This window comes from Litorilituus lipolyticus (genome assembly GCF_006439335.1).
GTDB lineage: Bacteria > Pseudomonadota > Gammaproteobacteria > Enterobacterales > Alteromonadaceae > Colwellia > Colwellia lipolytica.
In genome coordinates, this window is sequence record NZ_SAWY01000027.1 from 1 (window position 1) to 23,830 (window position 23,830).

The 23,830-nt window shown below is 36.8% G+C and carries 23 protein-coding genes; 15 read left to right on the top strand and 8 right to left on the bottom strand.

Features of this window, described 5'->3' with window-relative positions:
* Positions 1-141: 141 nt before the first annotated feature.
* The 3 genes from EPA86_RS11965 to EPA86_RS11975 all read right to left on the bottom strand — a co-directional run bounded on the left by EPA86_RS11965 (position 142) and on the right by EPA86_RS11975 (position 2,717).
* Positions 142-1,272 carry a DUF805 domain-containing protein gene (locus EPA86_RS11965; protein WP_140603925.1) on the bottom strand — a complete coding sequence of 377 codons (1,131 nt, stop codon included), beginning with the start codon at positions 1,270-1,272 and terminating at the stop codon, positions 142-144.
* Between the two features lie 77 nt (positions 1,273-1,349).
* The gene (locus tag EPA86_RS11970; RefSeq protein WP_140603927.1) at positions 1,350-1,649 is read right to left on the bottom strand and encodes a DUF3301 domain-containing protein; all 300 of its coding nucleotides are present in this window, start codon (positions 1,647-1,649) and stop codon (positions 1,350-1,352) included.
* A 30-nt stretch (positions 1,650-1,679) separates the two neighbouring features.
* Positions 1,680-2,717: a DUF3549 family protein gene (locus EPA86_RS11975; RefSeq protein ID WP_140603929.1), complete on the bottom strand. Its 1,038-nt coding sequence runs from the start codon at positions 2,715-2,717 to the stop codon at positions 1,680-1,682.
* Positions 2,718-2,836: 119 nt separating this feature from the next.
* On the opposite strand from EPA86_RS11975, the gene EPA86_RS11980 reads away from it, so the two are divergent.
* Both EPA86_RS11980 and EPA86_RS11985 read left to right on the top strand, forming a co-directional pair.
* Positions 2,837-3,163 carry a YqcC family protein gene (locus tag EPA86_RS11980; protein WP_140603931.1) on the top strand — a complete coding sequence of 109 codons (327 nt, stop codon included), beginning with the start codon at positions 2,837-2,839 and terminating at the stop codon, positions 3,161-3,163.
* A gap of 32 nt (positions 3,164-3,195) precedes the next feature.
* The gene (locus EPA86_RS11985; RefSeq protein WP_211664932.1) at positions 3,196-4,089 is read left to right on the top strand and encodes a pseudouridine synthase; all 894 of its coding nucleotides are present in this window, start codon (positions 3,196-3,198) and stop codon (positions 4,087-4,089) included.
* Positions 4,090-4,165: 76 nt separating this feature from the next.
* Here EPA86_RS11985 and EPA86_RS11990 read toward each other — a convergent pair whose 3' ends face one another.
* The 5 genes from EPA86_RS11990 to EPA86_RS12010 all read right to left on the bottom strand — a co-directional run bounded on the left by EPA86_RS11990 (position 4,166) and on the right by EPA86_RS12010 (position 10,055).
* Positions 4,166-4,582: a hypothetical protein gene (locus EPA86_RS11990; RefSeq protein WP_140603934.1), complete on the bottom strand. Its 417-nt coding sequence runs from the start codon at positions 4,580-4,582 to the stop codon at positions 4,166-4,168.
* Positions 4,583-4,970: 388 nt separating this feature from the next.
* On the bottom strand, positions 4,971-5,816 hold the full coding sequence (gene dapD, locus EPA86_RS11995; protein WP_140603936.1) for a 2,3,4,5-tetrahydropyridine-2,6-dicarboxylate N-succinyltransferase: 846 nt from the start codon (positions 5,814-5,816) through the stop codon (positions 4,971-4,973).
* A gap of 42 nt (positions 5,817-5,858) precedes the next feature.
* Complete coding sequence (glnD, locus tag EPA86_RS12000; protein WP_140603938.1) at positions 5,859-8,483, bottom strand: [protein-PII] uridylyltransferase; 2,625 nt, start codon at positions 8,481-8,483, stop codon at positions 5,859-5,861.
* A gap of 71 nt (positions 8,484-8,554) precedes the next feature.
* Positions 8,555-9,346 (bottom strand): type I methionyl aminopeptidase, encoded by a 792-nt coding sequence (gene map / locus EPA86_RS12005; protein WP_140603940.1) that lies wholly within the window; start codon positions 9,344-9,346, stop codon positions 8,555-8,557.
* Positions 9,347-9,443: 97 nt separating this feature from the next.
* Entirely contained in the window at positions 9,444-10,055 is a 612-nt protein-coding gene (locus EPA86_RS12010; RefSeq protein ID WP_140603942.1) for a thioredoxin domain-containing protein, read from the bottom strand.
* Positions 10,056-10,433: 378 nt separating this feature from the next.
* On the opposite strand from EPA86_RS12010, the gene rpsB reads away from it, so the two are divergent.
* The 13 genes from rpsB to lpxA all read left to right on the top strand — a co-directional run bounded on the left by rpsB (position 10,434) and on the right by lpxA (position 23,793).
* Positions 10,434-11,162 carry a 30S ribosomal protein S2 gene (rpsB, locus tag EPA86_RS12015; RefSeq protein ID WP_140603944.1) on the top strand — a complete coding sequence of 243 codons (729 nt, stop codon included), beginning with the start codon at positions 10,434-10,436 and terminating at the stop codon, positions 11,160-11,162.
* A gap of 129 nt (positions 11,163-11,291) precedes the next feature.
* A complete protein-coding gene (tsf, locus tag EPA86_RS12020; RefSeq protein WP_140603946.1) occupies positions 11,292-12,128 on the top strand; it encodes a translation elongation factor Ts in 837 nt (278 codons plus the stop codon).
* Between the two features lie 209 nt (positions 12,129-12,337).
* Positions 12,338-13,069 carry a UMP kinase gene (gene pyrH, locus EPA86_RS12025; RefSeq protein ID WP_140603947.1) on the top strand — a complete coding sequence of 244 codons (732 nt, stop codon included), beginning with the start codon at positions 12,338-12,340 and terminating at the stop codon, positions 13,067-13,069.
* Between the two features lie 51 nt (positions 13,070-13,120).
* Positions 13,121-13,678 (top strand): ribosome recycling factor, encoded by a 558-nt coding sequence (frr, locus tag EPA86_RS12030; RefSeq protein WP_140603948.1) that lies wholly within the window; start codon positions 13,121-13,123, stop codon positions 13,676-13,678.
* Between the two features lie 119 nt (positions 13,679-13,797).
* Complete coding sequence (locus tag EPA86_RS12035; protein ID WP_140603949.1) at positions 13,798-14,568, top strand: undecaprenyl pyrophosphate synthase; 771 nt, start codon at positions 13,798-13,800, stop codon at positions 14,566-14,568.
* Between the two features lie 117 nt (positions 14,569-14,685).
* The gene (locus EPA86_RS12040) at positions 14,686-15,552 is read left to right on the top strand and encodes a phosphatidate cytidylyltransferase (RefSeq protein ID WP_140603950.1); all 867 of its coding nucleotides are present in this window, start codon (positions 14,686-14,688) and stop codon (positions 15,550-15,552) included.
* A gap of 10 nt (positions 15,553-15,562) precedes the next feature.
* The gene (ispC, locus tag EPA86_RS12045) at positions 15,563-16,798 is read left to right on the top strand and encodes a 1-deoxy-D-xylulose-5-phosphate reductoisomerase (protein WP_170309659.1); all 1,236 of its coding nucleotides are present in this window, start codon (positions 15,563-15,565) and stop codon (positions 16,796-16,798) included.
* Positions 16,799-16,802: 4 nt separating this feature from the next.
* Positions 16,803-18,164: a sigma E protease regulator RseP gene (gene rseP / locus EPA86_RS12050; RefSeq protein WP_140603952.1), complete on the top strand. Its 1,362-nt coding sequence runs from the start codon at positions 16,803-16,805 to the stop codon at positions 18,162-18,164.
* Between the two features lie 89 nt (positions 18,165-18,253).
* Entirely contained in the window at positions 18,254-20,728 is a 2,475-nt protein-coding gene (bamA, locus tag EPA86_RS12055) for an outer membrane protein assembly factor BamA (protein WP_140603953.1), read from the top strand.
* 83 nt (positions 20,729-20,811) lie between these two features.
* Positions 20,812-21,330, top strand: coding sequence for an OmpH/Skp family outer membrane protein (locus EPA86_RS12060; RefSeq protein WP_140603954.1), 519 nt, complete (start codon positions 20,812-20,814; stop codon positions 21,328-21,330).
* A 38-nt stretch (positions 21,331-21,368) separates the two neighbouring features.
* Complete coding sequence (lpxD, locus tag EPA86_RS12065) at positions 21,369-22,427, top strand: UDP-3-O-(3-hydroxymyristoyl)glucosamine N-acyltransferase (RefSeq protein WP_140603955.1); 1,059 nt, start codon at positions 21,369-21,371, stop codon at positions 22,425-22,427.
* A 104-nt stretch (positions 22,428-22,531) separates the two neighbouring features.
* On the top strand, positions 22,532-22,984 hold the full coding sequence (gene fabZ, locus EPA86_RS12070; protein ID WP_140603956.1) for a 3-hydroxyacyl-ACP dehydratase FabZ: 453 nt from the start codon (positions 22,532-22,534) through the stop codon (positions 22,982-22,984).
* 38 nt (positions 22,985-23,022) lie between these two features.
* Positions 23,023-23,793: an acyl-ACP--UDP-N-acetylglucosamine O-acyltransferase gene (gene lpxA / locus EPA86_RS12075; protein ID WP_140603957.1), complete on the top strand. Its 771-nt coding sequence runs from the start codon at positions 23,023-23,025 to the stop codon at positions 23,791-23,793.
* Positions 23,794-23,830 lie beyond the last annotated feature (37 nt).

Below are 23,830 nucleotides of genomic sequence, written 5' to 3' on the forward strand. Positions count from 1 at the left end.
GTAATCTCTTTGAGTTCGTTTAGTGATTGATTTCATAACACTCTCCAATTTAATCGTGGAAAAGTGTCAACCTTATTTAGGACGGGTCAACCTTAATAAAAAAGGATGCGTTAGCATCCTTTTTTATTAACTGTTATTTAGTTAATCGAGTAAATCAGCATAGGCTTTATTTTTCCCTAGTGCTGCTTGGCTACCTTTTAATGAAAAGGTATAACCGCATAAAGAGAAGTTTCCTCTTATCGCTAAGGCTTTCACTAACTCTTGTGAGTCCAAAGGTGAGAAATTTGCGTAATAATCAATATTGTTTTCAATATCAACGGAGACGGTTCTAATAGGCTTGCCTTTGTTAAAACGAATAACTTGGCAGCTCTTATCACCTTTTGCTGTTGCTAGTGCCCATAGTGGGCCATTGACCACTTCATCAGCTTGCCAGTGCACGGTAATACCTTGGTGTATAGTTTGGTATAAATCGAAATTATCAGGCATGTTCAGCGGTTGTTGTAAATCGCCACTTGAAAAGGCAGTGTTGCTTATAGTCTCTAAGGGCTTTGTAATATCTTCAGTTACTTGATTATCAGCTTCATTACTTGGTGACTTTGAGAAAAGTTTATCTGCTACAACAGAAATAATAATAATCACAATTATAATGAGTAAGCCTTTTTGAAGGGCTTTGTTTTGGAGAAACTTGATTCTGACTAATTCGCCAAAATCAAATTGGTTCACACTATTATCAATTGAGCCATCTTCGTAACCTTCTGAAAACGCCTCAGGTGTTGTCTCTAAAATGTGTTGCGATGAGTCTGTGGTGTCGCCATTTAGAATTGGCTCTATTCGTTGGCTCGTATTATGAGTTGCCAAGTGTACGTCCTTAAATGCTGATAAATCGACAGGACCTAAGTAACCAAGAATATACTGATTGTTTCGTTGCTTGCTAGGGTAGGTAAGTAATAAAGCGCAAGGTAAAGTAGGTAATAATAGTAACCAAAAGCTGGAAGTATTGTTTAATAGTAAAATCGTTATACCTGAGACAACAAAAACTACCCCAGGAATATATCGCCAATTTGAATTAAGTTTCGCATCATGTAAACGTCTTATTGTCGATAAAGTTAACATGGCACAGGTAACTATTAGTATTAGCACATTAAGCACAAAATAATCTGAAAATACATTTGCTAATAGGAAAAAGCCAAATAAAGAGCTAAAAGCTATGGTGCTAAAACGGCTACGATTATCTAAGCCTTTTAAACAAATGATAGATTGGAAAAACTGCACAAATACTCCAGTGATATTGTTTGGATATTACTTTAAAATTCGAAAGTTCACGCGATGGTAAATTAAGTTAGGTGCGCTTAAACTCTATAAGCTGGTAACTCAACCTTTTCTAGCTTTAGGCCGAACATAATGAGTTTACCTTGATTAGAAGACTCACCATCACCACTAAATTCAAAATCAAATATTGTTCGTAAAACAAGTCCTTTTCTTTTAGTAAATGTTAGTCGTGTTGATTTTCGAGCTAAAGCAATAAATTGCAACCCTGACTTTTTACAATATGTATTAACGTGTTGTCTACCTGCTTCTGATACTTTTCTCAAGTATGCAAAATACCAGCAGAATAAACAAAAAACTAATAAATAATATATATTTTCCATACATTCAATAACTTTTGCTAAATAGGTGATTTATGCTTGATTAAACAAGTTACCAATGGCTTGTGCTAGCCCTTGTGAACGATTATCAGCCCGCATACATTGAAAGACTACTGGTCTAATTGCTGGTATAGCAACAAGATCTTTAAATATGCTATTGAACAATGCGATATCTTTCGTTATGACTAAGTGCTCGAAAAAGGCCATTAATACATCTGGCTCACTCAAGGACATCCAACATCTGCCCGATAAAGTTATTAATAATTCTGCCGCCACAGCATCTTGTTGCAGTAAACCTTTAATAAAAGCCCTGACTTTAACATGCTCACTGTTACCCGAAAGGCTACGCAACAGGTATTGTGAGACTTGGCTATTACTATTGGACGATTGCAATGAAGTTGTTAACTGAGCTATCAATGCACCTATTAAATCTATGGTTAAATTTTCATTTTCTAAAGCACCACAGATTGGAAGTAAAACCTCCTCTGGCAGGCTAGGAAGTGCCTTAATCAATAATTTACTATGGTTGTCTTGATTGATTCTGGCAACAAAGTCAGTAATACCTTGAACGCCAACATTTTGCCATTCTTGCCAATTACTTTCTGTAGATATGTATTGTAAAAAAGGTGAAAAGTATTCACTGGCATTTTGCTTTAATTCGACTTTAAGCTTACTGTTTAAACTGGCTAATTTATATTGAGCAGGGGTAAACAAATATGGATTGTTTTTTAACAGTTCTTCTTGTTGCTCTGTTGGATCTTTTGTTAAATCAGAGCCTAAGGCTTCTACTATAATGGCAATAAAATGGTTTCTGGCGGCTTGATTAAGTAAGCCACGTTCATCAAGAGGTAATTTCACTAACCATAAATACGGTTCGGGAGACATTTTTTGCCAGAAAGCAATTGCAATAAAGGCGTGCCCTTGAGAAGGTGTTGGATAAGGTAGCTGATTTAATTCAATTTTTTCAAATAGATCTTTTGAAATTTTTTCAATTTTACGTCCCATATCAAAAAGTCGATATTGTGAACCTGATAATTGTAAAAGCTGGGATATGGTTTCGATATTTGTCATAAATACTTTGAGTGCTTATTAAATCAAATTGTAAGCAGTTTTTAGTGAACTTGTGATTGTTTGTCAGCAGTATTATAGAGATAATACTGCTATTAACCTAGCAATAATTTAATGAAGCTATGCTGGCAGAAAAAGAACAACAAACCTTAGTTTTACTTACCTGCTTAGAAAAGCAATTAAAGGCTGGAAACTTGTGGCAAAGAAAGCCTCCCTCACGTGAAGCATTGGCAAGCGAATTACCTTTTTGCTACGACACATTACGTTTTGAACAATGGCTTCAATTTATATTCATTCCCAAAATGGAATTTATTATTTCGAATAAACATGTATTGCCCACTAAAATAGCATTAACACCTATTGCTGAGCAGGCTTTTAATTCTCGAATTATTTTGTCCAAAAGTATTATTAATACACTGTCTGAACTCGAAAACTTACTGTCTGTGTAACTATAATAATTAATCACTTTAAAGTTAATTTTATGTCTTTTAATGAAAAAACAAAAACTACATTAATTCCTCAAGTTGAAGGGGAAGAAAGGCTCTGTGAAAAGCCAATCCTCACCATTTTATATCAAGATGATTATATAGTCGCAGTTGATAAACCTGCGGGATTATTTGTTCATAGAAGCTATATGGATAAAGATGAAATTTATTTTGCTCTGCAATTAGTAAGGGACCAAATAGGTCAATATGTTTATCCTGTTCACCGATTAGATAGGCCCACATCAGGTGTTTTGCTCTTTGCCTTGAGTAAAGAAGTTGCGAGTAAATTAAGTGATGCATTTGCAAATAAAACAGGCGAAGCTTCATTAAATACAGATGGCGAAAATAAGCAGCGCAATGAAGATAATTCCCAAGAACTGTCAATGGCAAAAACTTACTATGCACTTGTTAGAGGCCACCTTAATGCTATTGATGAGCAGGGAAATATAGTAGACAGGGGAGTGATAGATTACCCTCTAAAAGAGAAGCTAGATAAACTCGGTGATAAATACGTTAGTCATCATAAAGAAGCACAGCAAGCTAAAAGCTTCTTTAGTGTTGTTAAGCAAGCAACTCTGCCAATTCCACTGGGTAAATATGACACCATTAGATATTCATTAGTAAAGTTGACTCCTGTTACAGGTCGCCGTCATCAATTACGTCGACATTTAGCCCACTTACGTCATCCTATTATTGGTGATATTAATTATGGAGATAACAAGCAAAATCCATTTTTTATTCAGCATTTTGGTTTTAAAAGATTAATGTTAATTGCTAAATCTTTACAATTTAATCACCCGGTAACTGGTAAGCGGGTAATAATAGAAGTGAAGTTTGATAAGCAGTGGCAGTCTATATTTAACCAATTTAATTGGTCGGTAGTTACGTAAAGCGAATATATAAAGCGAGAAGGTTTAATTTTCTTAACTCATGCGCTTGATGTTTTTATATTTCTGACAGTTAGCCTTAGTTCGGAGCAATAATATGAGTTGCATTAATATCTTGTGCTATCAAATCAGAATAAGGATAAGAAAATCTATCGTTACTCTCATCTTGTTCAACTTGACCTTTAATTTGAATACCATTTGCTAGTTGACTCGGTAAATAACTTGCTCTTTCTTGAGCAAAGGTGAGCATCATTTTTTTATCTTCAGTCATTGGTCTGTTCAGTAAAGATAGCATTAACTGATGATCTGAATTATTTGTTTTTTTTAATGACTTTTGATCACTTGTAGTAAAGTTGCAATGATAAAAATCACTTTGAAAATAGCCGTTATTTAGTTCATTGTTTTGTTCATTACTTGAGTAAGAATTCGATGTAGAACTACACGCACATACCATAGTGCTAACTAATATTATTACCGTTGATTTTAATATATTCATGCTATGGCCTAATAATGAGTGCTTTCGCTATTCTGAAAGCGGAGTTAAATTATTATTAGCAGTAGGGCAAGTGTCATGCCAAAGAAGAAATTATTTAGTTATTAAAAAACTGAAATAAAAAATAGTTCTATAACATTAAGAAATATCAAGTAAAAAATACTAAAATAAAATAGCTATCTCACATAAATTTAGCCCTTTTATTAATTAAATTACAAAAAATAGGAGCTATAATTTAGGAGCGTCAAAATTATAACGCATAGCTTTTTTAGAATTGTCAGCAAATAAAAAAGCCAACCTTTTGGAAAAGTTGGCTTTGATGTTGTTTAAATATACAAAGCTTTTACAGAGAGGCTCTTAACCGAGAGTCTCTGAAGAGATATTGTGATGTTTACTCTTCGTCTACTGAGCGAAGTAACTCATTAATACCTACTTTGGCTCTTGTTTTAGCATCGACTTTTTTAACAATGATAGCGGCGTATAAACTATATTTACCACATTTTGATGGAAGATTACCTGGAACGACAACTGAGCCAGCAGGCACTCTGCCGTAATGCACTTCACCTGTTTCTCTGTCAAAGATGCGAGTACTTTGGCCGATGTATACACCCATTGAAATAACAGAGCCTTCTTCTACCACAACACCTTCAACAATTTCTGAACGCGCGCCAATAAAGCAGTTATCTTCGATAATCGTTGGGCCAGCCTGAAGAGGCTCTAAAACACCCCCTATACCCACGCCGCCTGATAAGTGCACGTTTTTACCAATTTGAGCACACGAACCAACAGTTGCCCAACCATCGACCATACATCCTTCATCAACATATGCACCAATATTTACAAAGCTTGGCATAACAACAACATTCTTACCAATAAAGCTACCAGTACGAACACTTGCTCCAGGTACAACACGTACGCCATCTGCTTCAAACATCTCTTGGTTATATTCGCTATATTTCATTGGTACTTTGTCAAAGAAGCGACTTTCTGCACCGTCAATAACTTCGTTATCCCAAATTCTAAATGACAACAGTACTGCTTTTTTTAACCATTGATGCACATACCATTGGCCATCAATTTTTTCAGCAACCCTGGCTGAGCCATCATTCAATGCAGCTAATGCATCTAATACCGCTTGTTTGGTGCTTTCACTTACGGTTTTTGGGCTAATGTTTGCTCTATCTTCAAATGCTTGCTCAATTATAGCTTGAAGAGGGTGTTGCTTTAATGTGCTCATATGTTTTTCCTATTAAGACTTAAAAACGTTTAACTGGCATTATTAATCTATTTCTTGGCTAAGCTTTTCAGCTAATGCTGCTTTTTCTTTTTTAGTCAACGCATTGCCATTTACTGTTGAAATGGTAAATACGTCATCTGCTTTTTCACCAAAAGTGGTTATTTTTGCTGAGTGTATATTAATTCTTTCTCTTTGAAATATTTGTCCTATTTTTGATAATAATCCAGGTCTATCTAACGCTATTATTTCAACCATAGTGAGGCTCTTAGCATGTAACTTAATAAAGTTGACTTGAATAGGGACTCTAAATTCTTTTATGTGCTTAGATGGCAAATTGATAGATTCAATACAAATGTCATCTTGGCTTAAACGCTGTGTAAGCGTTTTGCTAATTTCATCGATATGATAATTTTCTTTAAGCGGCTTTCCACGACTATCGAGTACGATAAAAGTATTTACCGTGAAACCTGTTTTTGTGGTGATGATTTTTGCATCGTGAATTGAAAGCTTCTTCATGCCCAATAATGTTACTGTGCTAGCAAAAGTATTATTTTTCTCTTTGGTAAAAATGAAAACTTCTGTTCCACCACGGTATGGTTTAGGGCTAATAAGTACTAAAGGCTTAGATCTATCATGGTTAATTATGTGCTGACTATGACGAGCGATTTGCTCCGGCGCATATCGTAAAAAATAATCAACTTTAAATTCATGCCATAATTGTGTGAGCTTTTCATTATTAATGCCGCACTCGTTCAATATAGTGAGAGCTTGCTGCTGATTTTCTCGAATTTTTGACCGTATCTCAACAGGTTTTTCTAAACCATGTCGAAACGCTCGTAAGGTATTAAAGTAAAGGTCTTCAAGCAAGTTTGCCTTCCAACCATTCCATAAACTTTCATTAGTGGCTCGCATGTCTGCGACAGTTAAGCAATAAAGGTAGTTAAGGTGCGCCTCATCTCGCACCACTTCTCCGAAAGTTTTGATCACATTTTCATCTGAAATATCTCGTCGCTGCGCGGTTACTGACATTAATAAATGGTTTTCCACCAGCCATGACACCATATTTGCGTCATGTTTGTTTAAACCATGCGCTAAACAAAAATCTAATGCATCTATTGCGCCTAGTTCCGCATGATCGCCGCCACGGCCTTTGGCTATATCATGAAAAATTCCGGCTAAGTAAAGTACTTCAGGTTTACGGATTTTTTGTACTATTTTGCTACATAGAGGGAATTTATGGTTATGTTCTTTTAAACTAAATTGATATAAATTTTTAATCACTCTGTAACTGTGTTCATCTACAGAGTACGCGTGAAAAAGATCGAATTGCATTTGACCCACAATGCTTCGCCATAGCGGTAAATATGAGCCGATAATGCTATGTTTATGCATCAAATTAAATGCTAAACCTAAACCTCTTGGGTGCCTAATAATGGCCATGAACATTCTACGACATTCTGCATAATCAATAAGCCCTGAAATAAGGCGTCGTCGGGCATTTCTCATTAAGCGTAAGGTATGAGAGTGAATTCCTTTGATACTTGGCTCTTGCGCGATAATTAGAAACATTTCAATCATTTTGATTGGTCGCATAAAAATTCGATCATTGCGGGTGTTAATTAAGGTATCGACTAATTCAAAGTCATCATTGATAACAGTAATACTCGTTTCTTCAGGTTTCTTGATGATCGCTTGTTCAAAATGCTGTAGCAGCATAGTGTTAAGTTCGGCAACTCGGGCAATTATTCTGAAGAAGCGTTTCATCATGCGCTCAACAGGTGCTTTGCCTTCATCACCAAAGCCCATCATTTTTGCGACATCAGTTTGGTAGTCAAACAATAGTCTATTTTCACTTCGTTTGGCGACAAAATGTAAAGCGAAACGCATACGCCATAAATAATCTTGAGCTTCAAGTAGTTCAAACATTTCGTTAGGGTATAAGTAACCATGCTCAACGAGCTCTTCTAATGAGTCTGCTTGGAAATGCCTTTTGGCAACCCATGCAATAGTTTGAATGTCGCGAAGTCCGCCAGGGTTTGCTTTTAAGTTAGGCTCTAAGGTATAAGCAGCACCGTGATATTGTTGATGTCGTTTATTTTGCTCTTGGTATTTAGCTAGGAAAAACTTCTCTGAAGTCCAAAAAACATCTTCATGCAATAAAGGTAATAGCTGTTGTGTTAATGAAGCACTACCCGCTATTTGCCGCATTTCCATTAAGTTTGTTGCGACAGTTACATCTTTAACTGCTTGTTTTAAACATTCCTTAATGCAGCGTACACTATGACCAATATCCAGCTTTATATCCCAAAGTTGGGTAATAAAACTGGATATTTTACTTTCTAAGTCTATATCGATGTCTTCTTGAGTCAATAGTAAGATATCAACATCAGATTGAGGATGTAACTCTCCACGGCCATAACCGCCAACGGCGACTAAGCTAATTTGGTATTCATCAAGGTGATGCTGACACCAAAGCTTTTTCAATATGGCATCGACAAAATAAGCTCTAGCTGCCAGTAAATCACGAATATCCTTTTCAGCAAAAATTTCTTTTAACCAATCATTAAATTCTGCTGTTATGTTGCAAATATCCCTACTAGATAATGAGGGTGAAGTAATCGATAACGTCTCAAAAAAGTGTTCAGGAACTATATTATGCGTAGTCAATTTATTGCCTTTAACAGTTAAGTTTAATGGGGTGTATTTATGCTTACTACCAGTTAATTTCTTATGTTGCTTTAGCTATTATTTAATACTTTAGTTAAGGTTTCTTCCGAACGAAGCGTTAAAATCTCACAGCCAGTTTTAGTCACGACTATAGTATGTTCCCATTGCGCTGATTTTTTACCGTCAATAGTATAAACCGTCCAATTATCTTCTTTATCTAAAATTGTATTGGCTCGACCTAAATTAATCATAGGCTCAATGGTAAAACACATACCTTCTTTCATTTTGGTTTTATCATTGTTCTTATAGTGAACGATTTGCGGCTCTTCGTGAAACTCTTTACCAATACCATGACCACAGTACTCTTTAACAATAGAGTAACGACCTGACTTCTTAATGAACTTTTGAATCGTTGCACCAATTTCACCAAAAGCCACACCAGGTTTTACTTTTTTAAGGGCTAAATAAAGTGCTTCTTGCGTGATTCGGCACAATCTTTTGTCTTCAGGAGAAACATCACCAACTAGAAACATTTTACTCGTATCACCATGGTAGCCGTCTTTGATAACAGTAATATCAATATTAATAATATCGCCATCTTTTAATGGAGTATCATCAGGTATACCGTGACAAACAACATGGTTGACAGATGTACAAATTGATTTTGGAAAGTTATGGTAGTTCAACGGGGCAGAAATAGCCTGCTGTACTTTTTCAGTATACTCAGCACATAGCGTGTTTAATTCATCAGTTGTTACACCTGCTTTAACATGTGGTGCAATCATTTCTAGTACGTCAGCTGCAAGTTTCCCTGCAACACGCATTTTTTCAATTTCATCTTGGCTTTTAATTGTAATGGCCATTATTTTCTCTATTTCTTAATCTTAAGGAATATAACAATAAAAACAGTTTATATTTTTATTGCGTAGGGATTATTTAAAAAGTGTCATGTTTTAGTTATTAACTCAACTTTTCTATTTCCATTTTTACCGCATCAACAATCGCTTCTGGTTGCTGAAGATAAAAATTATGATTGAGTAAAACTAATTCATTATCAACTGCCAATAATAAAGCTGGAATAGCTTGTGTAGCGATGATTTCTTGCAGTGATAATATTTCATGCACCATAGCTTCAGCATCTTTACTCAGTTTATCTTGTCTAAATACTTTTGTTGGAGGCGACATCTTCAATTCACTGATAATATCTGTAAACGCGTCAGCAGTAGTTAATTCATTACCTTGCTCAAAGTGCGCCTTTTGAATTGCATTTAATAAAGCAATGGCTTGTTGAGGTGCCTTATTTTCAGCCCATGCCATTATGTTAGCGCAACAGGTGGCGTCTTTACTTTGGTTTATATTTGCTAAGTAATTTGCACTAAAAGAATGATCCGTGAGACTTTTGATTTCACGAAGCTGCTTTTCATCAACATAAGTATCACCATCATAATAAGCGTTATGCCATAAGTGGATATTCACTTGGGGAAGAGATTGACTTATGGCATTAACAAGAGGAGTTGTCACGTAACTCCAAGGGCAATGGGTGTCGTAGATGAAGAATAATTCAATGGCCATTTTGTACCTTAATGATTAATAAGCCTTCTAAAAAGCTATCAATTAACAATGTTTTCAATTTTATTAGGCTGATTTTAACGCGGCTATGTAAAATATCCCACTATAATCTTGATTTATTTAACTGGCTATAAATTGTTGGTTATGGTATAAAGTGCGCGCTAAATTTTAGCTACGGTCAGTTTCAAATTTATCGTGCACTATTTAGCTTAACTAAATCGATTGGAATGACGATGATGTTATTTCAATTATTAATATAAACTCACATACATCTTTACAAGGTATACCGGGGTGCTCGGCTGAAATTAATCTTTGATTAATTAGCCAAAAGAGTCGTGTATATTGGATGTGTGAACGCTTAACCCCATAAAGGATATAAAAATGCCAAACGTTTCAATGCGCGATATGCTTAAAGCTGGTGTACATTTCGGTCACAAAACTCGTTACTGGAATCCAAAAATGAAATCATACATTTTTGGTGCTCGCGATAAAGTTCATATCATTAACCTTGAACAAACTGTTCCTATGTTCAATGAAGCATTAGCTTTCTTAAACAATGTTTCATCGAAAAAAGGCAAAGTATTATTTGTTGGTACTAAACGTGCTGCAAGTGATGCAATCAAAGATGCTGCAATAAAAAGTGACCAATTCTACGTTAACCACCGTTGGTTAGGTGGTATGTTGACTAACTGGAAAACAGTTCGTCAATCTATCAAACGTTTAAAAGACTTAGAAGCTCAAAGCTCTGATGGTACTTTTGAAGCATTAACGAAAAAAGAAGCATTAATGCGTACTCGTGAAATGGAAAAGCTTGACAAAAGTTTAGGTGGAATCAAGAACATGGGTGGTTTACCTGATGCTCTTTTCATCATCGATGCAGATCACGAACACATTGCTATTAAAGAAGCTAACAACCTAGGTATCCCAGTTATTTCTGTTGTTGATACCAACTCAAGCCCTGACGGTGTTGATTACATCGTACCAGGTAATGATGATGCAATCCGTGCTATCACATTATACTGTGATTCAGCTGCTAACGCAGTAGTTGAAGGTCGTGAGCAAAACATCGTTGTTCAAGCTGAAAAAGATGGTTTTGTTGAAGCTGAATAAGCTTTAACAATTTACTGTTTTTGCATTAGCCATAAGGGCTCTACGTTAAAGTGGGCTTTTATGGCTCTTTATTAATATTTATTCCCATACTATTAAGGTGGGGGTATTTGAGAATTGAGGAATTAACTCATGGCAATTACTGCTGCAATGGTTAAAGAACTTCGTGATCGCACAGCTGCGGGCATGATGGATTGTAAAAAAGCGTTACAAGAAGCTGACGGTGACATGGAACTTGCGATTGAAAATATGCGTAAGAACGGTCAAGCTAAAGCGGCTAAAAAAGCAGGTAACATCGCTGCTGAAGGTCAAATCATCATTAAAGATGGCGTTTTAGTTGAAGTTAACTGTCAAACTGATTTCGTAGCAAAAGATGAGAACTTCTTAGCGTTTGCTAACAAAGTTGCTGACACTGCCGCTGCTGAAAAACTTTCTATTGAAGACTTACAAGTTAAGTTTGAAGAAGAGCGTATTGCATTAGTTACTAAAATTGGTGAAAACATCAATGTACGTCGCGTAGCTTATGTTGAAGGTGCTACTTTAGCTTCATACAAGCACGGTGCTACTATTGGTGTTGTTGTTGCAGGTGAAGGTGATGAAGAATCACTTAAGCATATTGCAATGCACGTTGCAGCGAGCAAGCCAGAATTCTTAACTCCAGATGACGTTCCTGCTGATGTTGTTGCCAATGAAAAACGCATTCAAATCGAAATGGCGATGAACGAAGGTAAGCCTGAAGAAATCGCTGAGAAGATGGTTACTGGCCGTATGAAGAAATTCACAGGTGAAGTATCTTTGACTGGTCAAGCTTTCATCATGGAACCTAAGAAAACTGTTGGTGCTATTCTTGAAGAGAAAGGCATCACCGTTACTAACTTCGTACGTTTAGAAGTTGGTGAAGGTATTGAGAAGAAAGAAGAAGATTTTGCTGCTGAAGTTGAAGCACAAATTGCTGCTGCTAAAGCTTAATTAACGCATTGTCGTTAAAATAAAAACGCCTACTTAGTAGGCGTTTTTTTTGCCCGAAAATTTATAATCTATAGATTAGCCATGATTTTTTAACTTTCTACTTTCGATAGTTCGTTAAACGTATTAAAATAACTGCGCCCAACTTTGGGTGACGCTGTTTTAAAAATAAACTAGCCGTATAATAAACACCAATGAAGGAATGTTCTCCTATGACCACTAATCTTAAACCTACTTATCGTCGCATTCTTCTTAAATTAAGTGGTGAAGCACTTATGGGTGATGAAGGCTTTGGCATCGACCCAAAAATTCTTGACCGTATGGCACAAGAAATTAAAGAGCTTGTTGAGATGGGTATTCAAGTCGGCCTTGTGATTGGCGGTGGTAACCTATTTAGAGGTGCAGGACTTGCCGATGCTGGCATGAACCGAGTTGTTGGTGACCAAATGGGGATGCTTGCAACAGTGATGAATGGACTAGCTATGCGTGACGCGTTGCATCGTGCCTTTGTCAATACGCGCTTAATGTCAGCTATTGATTTAGCAGGTGTTTGTGAAAGATATAACTGGGCTAATGCAATTAGTTTATTAAAGTCAGGTCGTGTGGTTATTTTTTCAGCAGGAACAGGTAATCCATTCTTCACAACTGACTCTGCAGCATGTTTACGCGGTATAGAAATTGAAGCTGATGCAGTATTAAAGGCAACTAAAGTTGACGGTATTTACTCTGAAGATCCAGTAAAAAATCCAAATGCTGAATTGTATTCAGATTTAAGTTACGATGAAGTACTTGATAAAGAATTGAAAGTGATGGATTTAGCCGCATTTACGTTGGCTAGAGACCATAGCATGCCAATTAAAGTGTTTAATATGAATAAACCTGGCGCACTAAAAACAGTTATTATGGGTGGTGATGAAGGTACAACTATCACCCACGCTAAGTAAGCGATAGTAACATTTATATTTATTTAACCTATTAATTTCAGGACAGTTAACGTGATCGATGAAATAAAAGAAGATGCTCAAGAACGTATGGGTAAAAGCATTGAAGCATTAAAAAATAACTTAAACAAAGTGAGAACTGGCCGTGCACACGCCTCATTACTTGATAATATTGTTGTTGAATATTACGGCATGGATACACCATTAAACCAAGTAGGTAATATTTCAGTGCCAGATGCGCGTAACTTATCTATCACAGTGTTTGACAAAGGTATGATTTCTGCTGTTGAAAAAGCCATTATGAAATCTGATTTAGGTCTAAACCCTCAATCTAATGGCACATTGATCCGTATTCCTTTACCGCCACTAACAGAAGAGCGCCGTAAAGATTTAGTGAAGGTTGTTCGTGGTGAAGCAGAGAACGGTAAGGTTGCCATTCGCAATATTCGTCGTGATGCAAATTCTGATATTAAATCACTAAATAAAGAAAAAGAAATTAGTGATGATGAAATGCACCAATCAGAAGATGAAGTTCAAAAAATTACTGATACGTATATTAAGCAAGTCGATGAGTTACTTGCTAAAAAAGAAGCTGAGTTAATGGAAATTTAATTTTGCTTTAAAACAATGATAACGCCACATCGAGTAAATGCTTGATTGGCGTTTTTGTTTTATTCATCTAGCAAACGTGTTTAGGAAGCTAGGTGAAGAATGTTCAGAAAATATAGGAAATTTCATTGGATAACGACCAATCACCTAACTCTTCAAATGAAGAGATTGCAGACAAGATACCTAAGCATGTTGCTATTATAATGGATGGCAATGGTCGTTGGGCTCAACTGCAAGGGAAGGGGAGAGTATTTGGCCATAAAGCTGGTGTTGAATCAGTTAGAGCTGTAGTTACTTCAGCCCGAAAGCTAAATGTTGAAGCGTTAACATTGTTTGCTTTTAGTAGTGAAAATTGGCAAAGACCAGCGAAAGAAGTTAGCGTACTCATGGACTTGTTCATGTACGTACTTACAAAAGAAGTCAAACGTTTACACAAGCATAATATTCGCTTTCAAGTCATTGGCGATACACAAAGATTTTCAGAGAAGCTGCAAAAAAATATTGAAAAATCAGAGACGTTAACCGCTAATAATACCGGAATGGTGTTATCTATTGCAGCAAATTATGGTGGGCGATGGGATATCGCTACAGCGGCTAAAAAATTAGCTGAACAAGTAAAGAGTGATGAGCTTTGCTTAGATGATATAACAGAAGACACATTAAATGAACATACTTGCTTGGCGACGCTACCGGCCTTGGATTTATTAATTCGAACTGGCGGCGATTGTAGAATCAGTAACTTTTTATTATGGCAAGCTGCCTATGCAGAATTGTATTTTACTGATACGTTATGGCCAGACTTTACTGAAGAAGCATTCTTAAAAGCACTTAGCGTATTTGATCAAAGAGAACGCCGTTTTGGTAAAACAGGCGATCAAATAAAAAGCGTTTAATGAAATAGATGCTTACCGCTAGGTTCTAGCATACATGCAAGCGATAAATCTTTCATGTGTTTATTAAGTGAACTAAAGAAAAATAAAAATCACTAGAAATAATTAAAAGGGCAACACTTGTTAAAACAACGAATTATTACTGCACTTATATTAGCTCCTGCCGCAATCAGTGCTATTTTTTATCTCCCATTAACTTACTTTGCTCTGCTACTGTTAGCTGTGGTGGCCATTGGCGCTTGGGAGTGGGGTCCACTTATGGGCTTTGCCAGTAAAACTAAGAGAGTTAGCTTTGTTATTATGACATCGATAATTATTTTGTTTTTATGGATTTTATTCCCCCCACAAGGACTCTGGCTTACTAGCCAACAAATACAGCAACCTATTGAGGTGATATTATGGCTTGCCGTAGCTTGGTGGACAGTTTCAGCATTGCTTATGACAAGTTATCCTCGTTTTAGTAGCTTTTGGTCAGCCCATCGCTCTATTAGAGGCATGTTTGGTTGGTTAACCTTGGTACCTACATGGTTAGCGTTTATGGTGCTAAGAAGTCATGAAAATATTACAGACCCACACCATGGCGCACAGTTATTAATGGTTTTATTTCTCATGGTATGGAGTGCCGATATTGGTGCTTATTTTGTTGGGAAGTCTATGGGTAAACATAAGTTGATGCCTAATGTTAGTCCAGGAAAGACTATAGAGGGCTTTCTTGGCGGTGTCATTTGTGCGTGTATTCTCACTGCGATACTAGGATTTAATTTAGACTGGACGGCTCAACAGTTTATGATAGCTTTAGCCGTAACTGCCTTAATCACAACCATTTCGGTTTTAGGTGATTTAAACGAAAGTATGTTCAAGCGACAAGCTGGTGTTAAAGATAGTGGTTCAATTTTACCTGGCCATGGTGGTATTTTAGATCGCATCGATAGCTTGACGGCAACGGCACCTGTTTTTGCATTATGTTATGTCTATCTAGGCTGGTAATATCGTGACAATTCATCAGTTATGTATTCTTGGTTCAACAGGCTCTATAGGAAAAAGCACCTTAGAGGTTGTTAGGTTACATTGTGATAAATTTAATGTTGTCAGTTTATCTGCGAACTCAAGTGTTGAGTTGCTTGTTGAGCAATGTAAAGAGTTTATGCCCAAAACTGTGGTGTTAGCTTCTATTGAGCATGTACAAAAAATGCAACAACGTCTTCATGATGAAGGTCTTAATGGCATTGATGTGAAATCTGGCGAACACTCATTAGTAGAAGTTGCTCAATCTTCTGATGTAGACACTGTGATGGCTGCGATTGTTGGTGCTTCAGGATTAATGCCTACACTGGCTGCAGTAAAAGCAGGTAAAAGAGTACTACTTGCTAATAAAGAAGCCTTGGTGACCTCAGGTGCAATTTTTATGTCAGCGGTGAAAGAATCAGGTGCTGTGTTATTGCCCATCGATAGCGAGCATAATGCTATCTTTCAATGTTTACCAGAGAAACAGCAAAGTAAAGTAGGTGAGTGTGATTTACTTGAAAACGGAATAAGTAAAATTCTGCTGACCGGATCTGGTGGTCCTTTTAGAACTTTGCCAAACTCAGAGCTTGATCAAGTAACCCCAGATCAAGCTTGCGCCCACCCAAACTGGGATATGGGCCGCAAGATATCTGTAGACTCTGCCACTATGATGAATAAAGGCTTGGAGTTTATTGAAGCAAAGTGGTTATTTAATGTTGAAGCGGATGATATTCAGGTAGTTTTACATCCGCAAAGTACTATTCACTCTATGGTGCAATATAAAGATGGCTCAGTATTAGCCCAAATGGGTAACCCTGATATGCGTACCCCAATAGCGCATGCTCTATCATATCCTGAGCGTATTGATTCAGGTGTCGCGCCATTAAACTTTTTTGATATTACCTCATTTGAATTTCAAGCCCCTGACTTTGAAAAATACCCTAATTTAAAGCTTGCTATTGAAGCTTGTAAAGCTGGTCAAGCAGCTTGTACTGCATTAAACGCTGCTAATGAAATTGCTGTTGATGCATTTTTAAACGAAAAGATAAAATTTACTGATATTTTTAAAATAAATGAAACTTCTGTGAAAAAATTTGTCTCACAGCATGTAGGAAATATAAATGAGGTTATCGCGTTAGATAAAAACGTTCGTAATTTTGCTGCAACGTTAATTGAGAAATTTAGTGAAAATATAAGTGATAGTGTTGTTCAGAAGGTAAGTAAATAGTTATATGTTTGATTTTTTTTGGAACTTAGCTTCTTTTGTTGTTGCTTTAGGTATATTGGTTACTGTACATGAATATGGTCACTTCTGGGTTGCACGTAAAAATGGTGTGAAAGTTGAACGCTTTTCGGTTGGCTTTGGTAAGGCTATTTGGCGAAAAACGGGTAAGGATGGCACTGAATATGTTTTAGCCATGATCCCTTTAGGTGGCTATGTAAAAATGCTTGATGAGCGAGTAGATGAAGTAGCGGCAGATGAAAAAGATAAAACCTTTAATAGTAAGTCTGTATACCAGCGTATTGCCATTATCGCTGCTGGGCCTCTAGCAAACTTTGCTTTTGCTATTTTTGCTTTTTATTTAATGTTCTTAATTGGTGTTCCTAGTATAAAGCCAATAATTGGGCATGTTGATGACCACTCAATAGCTGCACAAGCAAATGTTCCAGCAAATGTTGAAATTGTCAGTGTGGCGGGTCATAGCACATTGGATTGGCAAGCTGTTAATTTGGCGTTAATTGGTGAAATTGGTAGTCAATCCATTGAAGTTAAAGCGCGAGGGAGTGACTCCCAATACATTAGTACCTATGTATTGAATACTAGTGAGTGGCAGTTCTCTCCTGATAAAACATCAGCATTGGCAAGTTTAGGTATTATACCATTTCGACCACAAGTATTTAATGAACTAGCGGTAATAGGTGAATCTAGCCCAGCAGAAAAGGCTGGTTTGCAAGTAGGTGATAAGCTTTTACAAGTCAATGGACAGTCGGTTGAAGGAAATTGGCAGAAATTTTCTGAGTTAATTAAAACCTTTCCGAATGAAGAAGTTAAGTTAACCATTGAAAGAAGTGGTAAAACACAGCAAGTATTTATTACTCCTGAAAAAATTGAACGTGCAGGGAAAAGCCAAGGTTATATTGGTGTTTCACCTAAATTTGATAAATGGCCAGAGCATTACAGAATTAATTTGGCCTACGGTCCTATTGATGCTGTAAGTCACAGTTTAGTTCGTACTTGGGATTTAACACGATTAACATTTAGTATGATTGGCAAACTGATCACGGGTGATGTTTCAGTTAAAAACTTAAGTGGTCCCATAGGTATTGCACAAGGTGCAGGTAACAGCGCAGGCTTTGGAATCGTTTATTTTTTAGGTTTTTTAGCGTTAATTAGTATTAATTTAGGAATTATTAACCTTTTACCCCTTCCAGTACTTGATGGCGGGCACTTACTCTATTATCTTATAGAGCTTTTAACAGGAAAACCTGTCCCTGATAATGTTCAGGAAGCAGGATTTAAGTTTGGTGCTATTGCATTATTGCTATTGATGGCGATTGGTTTATTTAATGATTTTAGTCGAGTTTTAGGGTAGCGAAACCCGTGTGAAGTTAATATCAAAGTGGTATTAATCAATTTGCTGATATTAAGTCAGTTGATATTTTAAGAAGTAAAATAGTTTATATGATAATTAAAAAAATAGCCTTCGCTGTCTTATTAGGTGCGCTGGGAAGTCAAGTTCAAGCAGCTCAAGATTTTCAAGTTGAAGATATTGAGGTCAAAGGCCTACAACGTGTCGCATTAGGTGCTGCTCTTACACATATCCCATTTAATGTGGGAGATTCACTCAATGAATTTCGAATTTCTCAATCGATAAAATCGCTATATAAGTCTGGCCATTTTAATGATATTCGAGTGTATCGAGATGGTAATCGTTTAGTCTATCGTGTACGAGAACGAGAAACGATTAGCGAAATACTTTTTGAAGGCAACAGCGACTTAAAAGACGAGCAATTAACTGAAAGCCTTGATGGCAGTAATATCCGTGTTGGTGAAACACTCGATAGAACAGTTATTTCAGGCATCGAAATGGGCCTAGAAGATTTTTATCACAGTGTTGGTAAATATAATGCTAACGTTACCAGTAAGATTACCCATTTACCTCGTAACCGAGTTAATCTTGAGTTTACCTTTGAAGAAGGTGATGCAGCAGCTATTAAGCAAATTAATATTGTAGGTAATGAAATCTTTTCTGATGCTGAATTACTAGATCGTATCGAACTCACATTTGATTCGCCATGGTGGAATTTCATGGCGCAAGATAGGTATCAAAAGCAAACCCTGCAAGGGGATATGGAAACTATCAATAGTTACTACTTAGACCGTGGTTACTTACGTTTTAAAGTAGACTCCACCCAGGTCTCTATGACACCAGATAAGCAAGGAGTGTATATTGCGCTAAATGTCACTGAAGGTGAAACCTATTCAGTCAGTGGTGTTGATTTTGTTGGCGATATGGCAGGCTTTGAATCAACTATTAAAGCAATTAACCCATTGCAAGCGGGTGAGCTTTATAATGGTGCAGAAGTAACCTATACCGAAGAAGTTATCAGTAAATTCTTGGGCAGATATGGTTATGCTTACCCGAAAGTTGTCACTATCCCTGAAATCAACGATGAAGACCATACCGTTAAACTTAATATATCGATTGATCCTGGTAAGCGAGTATACGTAAATAAAGTAAGTTTTTCAGGTAACCATGTTACATCAGAAGGTGTATTGCGGCGCGAGATGAGACAGCTAGAAGGAGCTTGGTTGTCAAATAGTATGGTCGAACACTCTAAATCGCGTTTATCTCGATTACCTTACCTAGAAAGTGTTGAATTTGAAACGAAGCAAATTCCTGGTGAAGATGATTTAGTCGATATAGATTTTACGGTTAAAGAGCAGCCTTCTGGCTCATTTACTGCGGGTATTGGTTATGGCTCACAGACAAAACTTAGCTTAAATGCGGGTATTCAGCAGAATAACTTTTTAGGCACAGGTAATGTATTAGGCTTTAACGTTAATACAAATACATATTCAAAAAGTGTTAATGTTTCTTATACTGACCCATATTTTACTGTTGATGCGGTTTCCCTAGGTGGGCAAGTCTACTTCAATGAGTATGATGCTGGCCGTGCCAATATGGTTGAGTATAATAATAAAACCTTTGGTCTAGGGCTTAACTGGGGCTTCCCAGTCAATGAGTATTTACGTGTTAATTTTGGTATAGGTTGGAAGTACAACCAGATTTCGCAATTACAAGCTTATGAGCAAATTCAGCAATTTTATGACATATATGCTGACCCAACAGATCCTGATGGTCAGTTAGACTTTAAAACCTTAGATTTAAATGTTGGCTTATCTCGTTCTACGTTAAACCGAGGTACCTTCCCAACGTCAGGTTCACAGCAATCTTTGACCTATAAAATGACGTCGCCAAAGTCTGACCTGCAATACTTCAAATTGAATTTTGATAGTAAATATTACTTCCCGTTAACAAGGGATCAAAAGTGGTCAGTATTAACCCGTTTACAATTAGGTTATGCTAATGGCTACGGTACCGTAAATGGTCATGATCAATTATTACCGTTCTGGGAGAACTTTAGAGCAGGTGGTGCTGATACACTACGTGGTTTTGAGAATAATACCGTTGGTCCTCGTGCAATCTATCGTTACCCTTCACAAATACCTGGAACGCCTGACCCAACAGGTGGCAGTACTGGTTGTTGTTTAGGGCCTGATCATGATGCTATTTCAGTATCGCCAAAATCTGTCGGTGGTAATGCCATTGCTCTTGCGGGTATTGAGCTTATTGTGCCAACACCATTTTTAGATGAGAGCTATGCCAACAGTGTAAGAACAAGTCTTTTTGTTGATATAGGTAATGTTGTAGATACTGAGTTTAACTTAGATAATTACAGCGACTTGGATCCGAATGAATATGACAAGATAGATGACTTTTCAGACTTCAGACGTTATAGAAGCTCGGCAGGTTTATCTATTCAATGGATCTCTCCTATGGGACCAATGATTTTTAGCTTTGCTAAGGCTATAAAAGAAGTAGAGGATGATGATACTTCCTTCTTTAGCTTTAACATTGGTAAAACTTTCTAACATAAATAATAAAATGAGTAACAGTTAATCTGATAAAGTGTTACTTACTAATAAAATGAATAAAATATTAAGAGGAAAAGAAATTGAAACAGTTTATTAAATCAATGGTAATGACGACAGCAGCTTCAGGTATGTTATTAGCAAGTTCTGCAATGGCTGCTGATCAATCAATTGCCGTGGTTAATTTTCAAGAAGTGATGGGTAAAATCCCACAGACAGCAGCGTTAATGCAGTCTCTTGAAGCAGAATTTAAAGATGAGAAAGCGGTTATTACTCAACTTGAAAAAGACATTAAATACTACCAAGAAAAGAAAAAGCGTGACGGTGCTTTAATGAGCGCTAAAGAAAAAGAAGAGTTAGATAAAAAATTGGCGACTCTTTTTCAAGATTACCAAGTAAAGGGCAAAGCATTACAAGAAAAAGCTGGTCAACGCCAAAATGAAGAAACGAATAAAATCATCGCATTAGTACGTCAAGCAGTAGACAATATTGCAGCTAAGAACAAATATGACTTAGTGTTATCTCAACAAGCCGTTGTTTTTGCAAAGCCTGATTTAAGCATTACTGACAAAGTTGTAGAACAAGTAAGTAAGCTTAAATAATTACGTATTGTAATACACCATAGAGAATTGCTTATTTTATGAGTTATACCATAGCAGAAATAGCCAAGGTCATTGATGCACAGATTGTGATCCCTGCTTCACTTCAAGAGAGTCAGGATTTCTATCATCAATGTTCAATCCACTCAATGGCAACGCTTGCCAATGCAGGAGAGGGGCAACTTGCTTTCTTGGCTAATAGTAAATATCGTCAGCAGTTAGCTGATACCTCTGCCACAGCAGTTATTATTTCTTCTGAGGCTGTAGATAATTGTCAAGTAGTGGCTTTAGTTATGGATAACCCTTACATGGGGTATGCCAAAGCCGCAAATTTACTTAATACGACACCAGCCTCTGCTTCTGGGGTTCATAGTTCAGCAATAATAGATGCTTCAGCAACATTAGGTCAAAATGTAAGTGTTGGTGCCAACACGGTCATTGAGTCAGGTGTTATCTTAGCTGACAATGTAACTATTGGTGCAGGTTGCTTTATTGGCAAGAATGCAATTATTGGGCAGTCAACACAATTGTGGTCCAACATAAGTGTTTATCATGATGTTCAAATAGGTGAGCATTGTTTGATTCAAGCAAACACAGTTATTGGCTCAGATGGATTTGGCTATGCACCCGTTTCAGGGCAATACAAATGGCACAAAATACCTCAGCTAGGTAGTGTCATCATTGGTAACCACGTTGAAATTGGTGCCAGTACGACGATTGATAGAGGTGCCCTCGACAATACTGAGATTAGAGATGGCGCTATCTTAGATAACCAAATACAAATCGCTCACAATGTCATTGTTGGCGAGAATACAGCAATGGCAGCATGTAGCGTTATTGCTGGAAGTACTGTTGTCGGCAAAAGCTGTACTCTTGCTGGTCTTGTTGGTGTTAACGGACATATCAATATAACTGATAATGTTGTGTTCACAGGCATGGCGATGGTAACAAAAGATATTTCACAACCTGGTGTATACTCTTCAGGGATGCCAGCGGCTCCTAATAAAGAGTGGAATCGGACAAATGCTCGTGTTAAGCGTCTTGATAGTTTAACTAAACGAGTAAAAGAGCTAGAACAGCAAATTAAAGAATTGGAATAAGTTAGTTACTAATAATTAAAACAAAACTGACTCATTAATTAACGCACATACATCACTTAAGCTTTATTATATTGGCAAAGTGATTGTTAAAAAGGAATAGTCATTTGGATACCGTAAAAAAACCAATCGACCTTAATGAAATTAAAACACTTATCCCACATAGATACCCTATGTTGTTAGTAGATAAAGTTGTTGATCATGAACCGGGTAAATCACTACATGCCATTAAAAATGTAACTATTAATGAGCCCATCTTTACAGGTCACTTCCCTGAAGCGGCTATTTTTCCTGGTGTGCTTATTTTAGAGGCTTTAGCACAAGCAACGGGTATTTTAGGCTTTAAAAGTAGTGAAGTGAGAGATGAAAATGAAATGTATCTTTTTGCTTCAATTGACAATGCTAAATTCAAGAAGCCTGTGTTACCAGGCGATACTATGAATTTACATGTTGAATTTATTAAAGAACGACGTGGTATGTGGAAGTTTTATGGTGAAGCTATTGTTGATGGTAAAGTAGTTTGTAGTGCCGATTTAATGTGTGCGCGAAAAGCGCTTTAGTCATAACATAACAGAATTTTAATATAAGGTAGTACTATATGATTCACCCACAAGCTATTATTGAGCCAGGTGCGGTAATTGGTAAAAACGTATCAATTGGTCCTTGGACATATATTGCTAGTGAAGTGGTTATTGGTGATGACTGTGAAATTAGTTCACATGTTGTCATTAATGGGCCAACTCGTCTTGGTAAAGGAAACCGTATTTTTCAATTTGCCAGTATTGGTGAAGACTGCCAAGATTTAAAGTATGCAGGTGAAATTACCGAGTTAGTCATTGGAGATAATAATATCTTCCGTGAATCTTGTACTATTCATCGAGGCACAGCACAGGATAATGCTCTTACCCAAATAGGGAGCAACAATTTATTTATGGCCTATGCTCATGTAGCTCATGACTGTATGGTTGGTAATAATTGTATTATGGCAAATAATGCTTCAATAGCAGGGCATGTGCATGTTGGTAATCATGTAATTATTGGTGGTATGGCGGGTGTTCATCAGTTTTGTCATATTGGCGATCATAGTTTTGTTGCTGCAAATGCATTAGTGCTTAAAGATATTCCTGCTTATGTCATGGCATCTGGTCAGCCTGCAAAGCCTTTTGGCTTAAATAGTGAAGGGTTAAAACGACGTGGATTTGAACGTGATACTATTATGGCTATCAAACGTGCTTATAAAAGTGTTTACCGAAAAAATCTCTCTGTTGAAGAAGCGTTAGCACAAATTAGCAGCCAAAATGAAGCCTCTGAAGAATTAGATATTTTTACTTCTTCAATTAAACAATCAACTCGCGGTATTATTCGATAATTGCATCATTAGGTTAAAGTATACTAAGAGTTTCTGA

What these genes read in the sequence shown, in the direction of transcription:
- EPA86_RS11990 (WP_140603934.1), bottom strand. Translation starts at nt 4,582, where the DNA reads ATGAATATATTAAAATCAACGGTAATAATATTAGTTAGCACTATGGTA.
- EPA86_RS11970 (WP_140603927.1), bottom strand. Translation starts at nt 1,649, where the DNA reads ATGGAAAATATATATTATTTATTAGTTTTTTGTTTATTCTGCTGGTAT.
- tsf (WP_140603946.1), top strand. Translation starts at nt 11,292, where the DNA reads ATGGCAATTACTGCTGCAATGGTTAAAGAACTTCGTGATCGCACAGCT.
- EPA86_RS11975 (WP_140603929.1), bottom strand. Translation starts at nt 2,717, where the DNA reads ATGACAAATATCGAAACCATATCCCAGCTTTTACAATTATCAGGTTCA.
- EPA86_RS12010 (WP_140603942.1), bottom strand. Translation starts at nt 10,055, where the DNA reads ATGGCCATTGAATTATTCTTCATCTACGACACCCATTGCCCTTGGAGT.
- lpxA (WP_140603957.1), top strand. Translation starts at nt 23,023, where the DNA reads ATGATTCACCCACAAGCTATTATTGAGCCAGGTGCGGTAATTGGTAAA.
- bamA (WP_140603953.1), top strand. Translation starts at nt 18,254, where the DNA reads ATGATAATTAAAAAAATAGCCTTCGCTGTCTTATTAGGTGCGCTGGGA.
- pyrH (WP_140603947.1), top strand. Translation starts at nt 12,338, where the DNA reads ATGACCACTAATCTTAAACCTACTTATCGTCGCATTCTTCTTAAATTA.
- map (WP_140603940.1), bottom strand. Translation starts at nt 9,346, where the DNA reads ATGGCCATTACAATTAAAAGCCAAGATGAAATTGAAAAAATGCGTGTT.
- lpxD (WP_140603955.1), top strand. Translation starts at nt 21,369, where the DNA reads ATGAGTTATACCATAGCAGAAATAGCCAAGGTCATTGATGCACAGATT.
- EPA86_RS11980 (WP_140603931.1), top strand. Translation starts at nt 2,837, where the DNA reads ATGCTGGCAGAAAAAGAACAACAAACCTTAGTTTTACTTACCTGCTTA.
- dapD (WP_140603936.1), bottom strand. Translation starts at nt 5,816, where the DNA reads ATGAGCACATTAAAGCAACACCCTCTTCAAGCTATAATTGAGCAAGCA.
- rpsB (WP_140603944.1), top strand. Translation starts at nt 10,434, where the DNA reads ATGCCAAACGTTTCAATGCGCGATATGCTTAAAGCTGGTGTACATTTC.
- EPA86_RS11985 (WP_211664932.1), top strand. Translation starts at nt 3,196, where the DNA reads ATGTCTTTTAATGAAAAAACAAAAACTACATTAATTCCTCAAGTTGAA.
- rseP (WP_140603952.1), top strand. Translation starts at nt 16,803, where the DNA reads ATGTTTGATTTTTTTTGGAACTTAGCTTCTTTTGTTGTTGCTTTAGGT.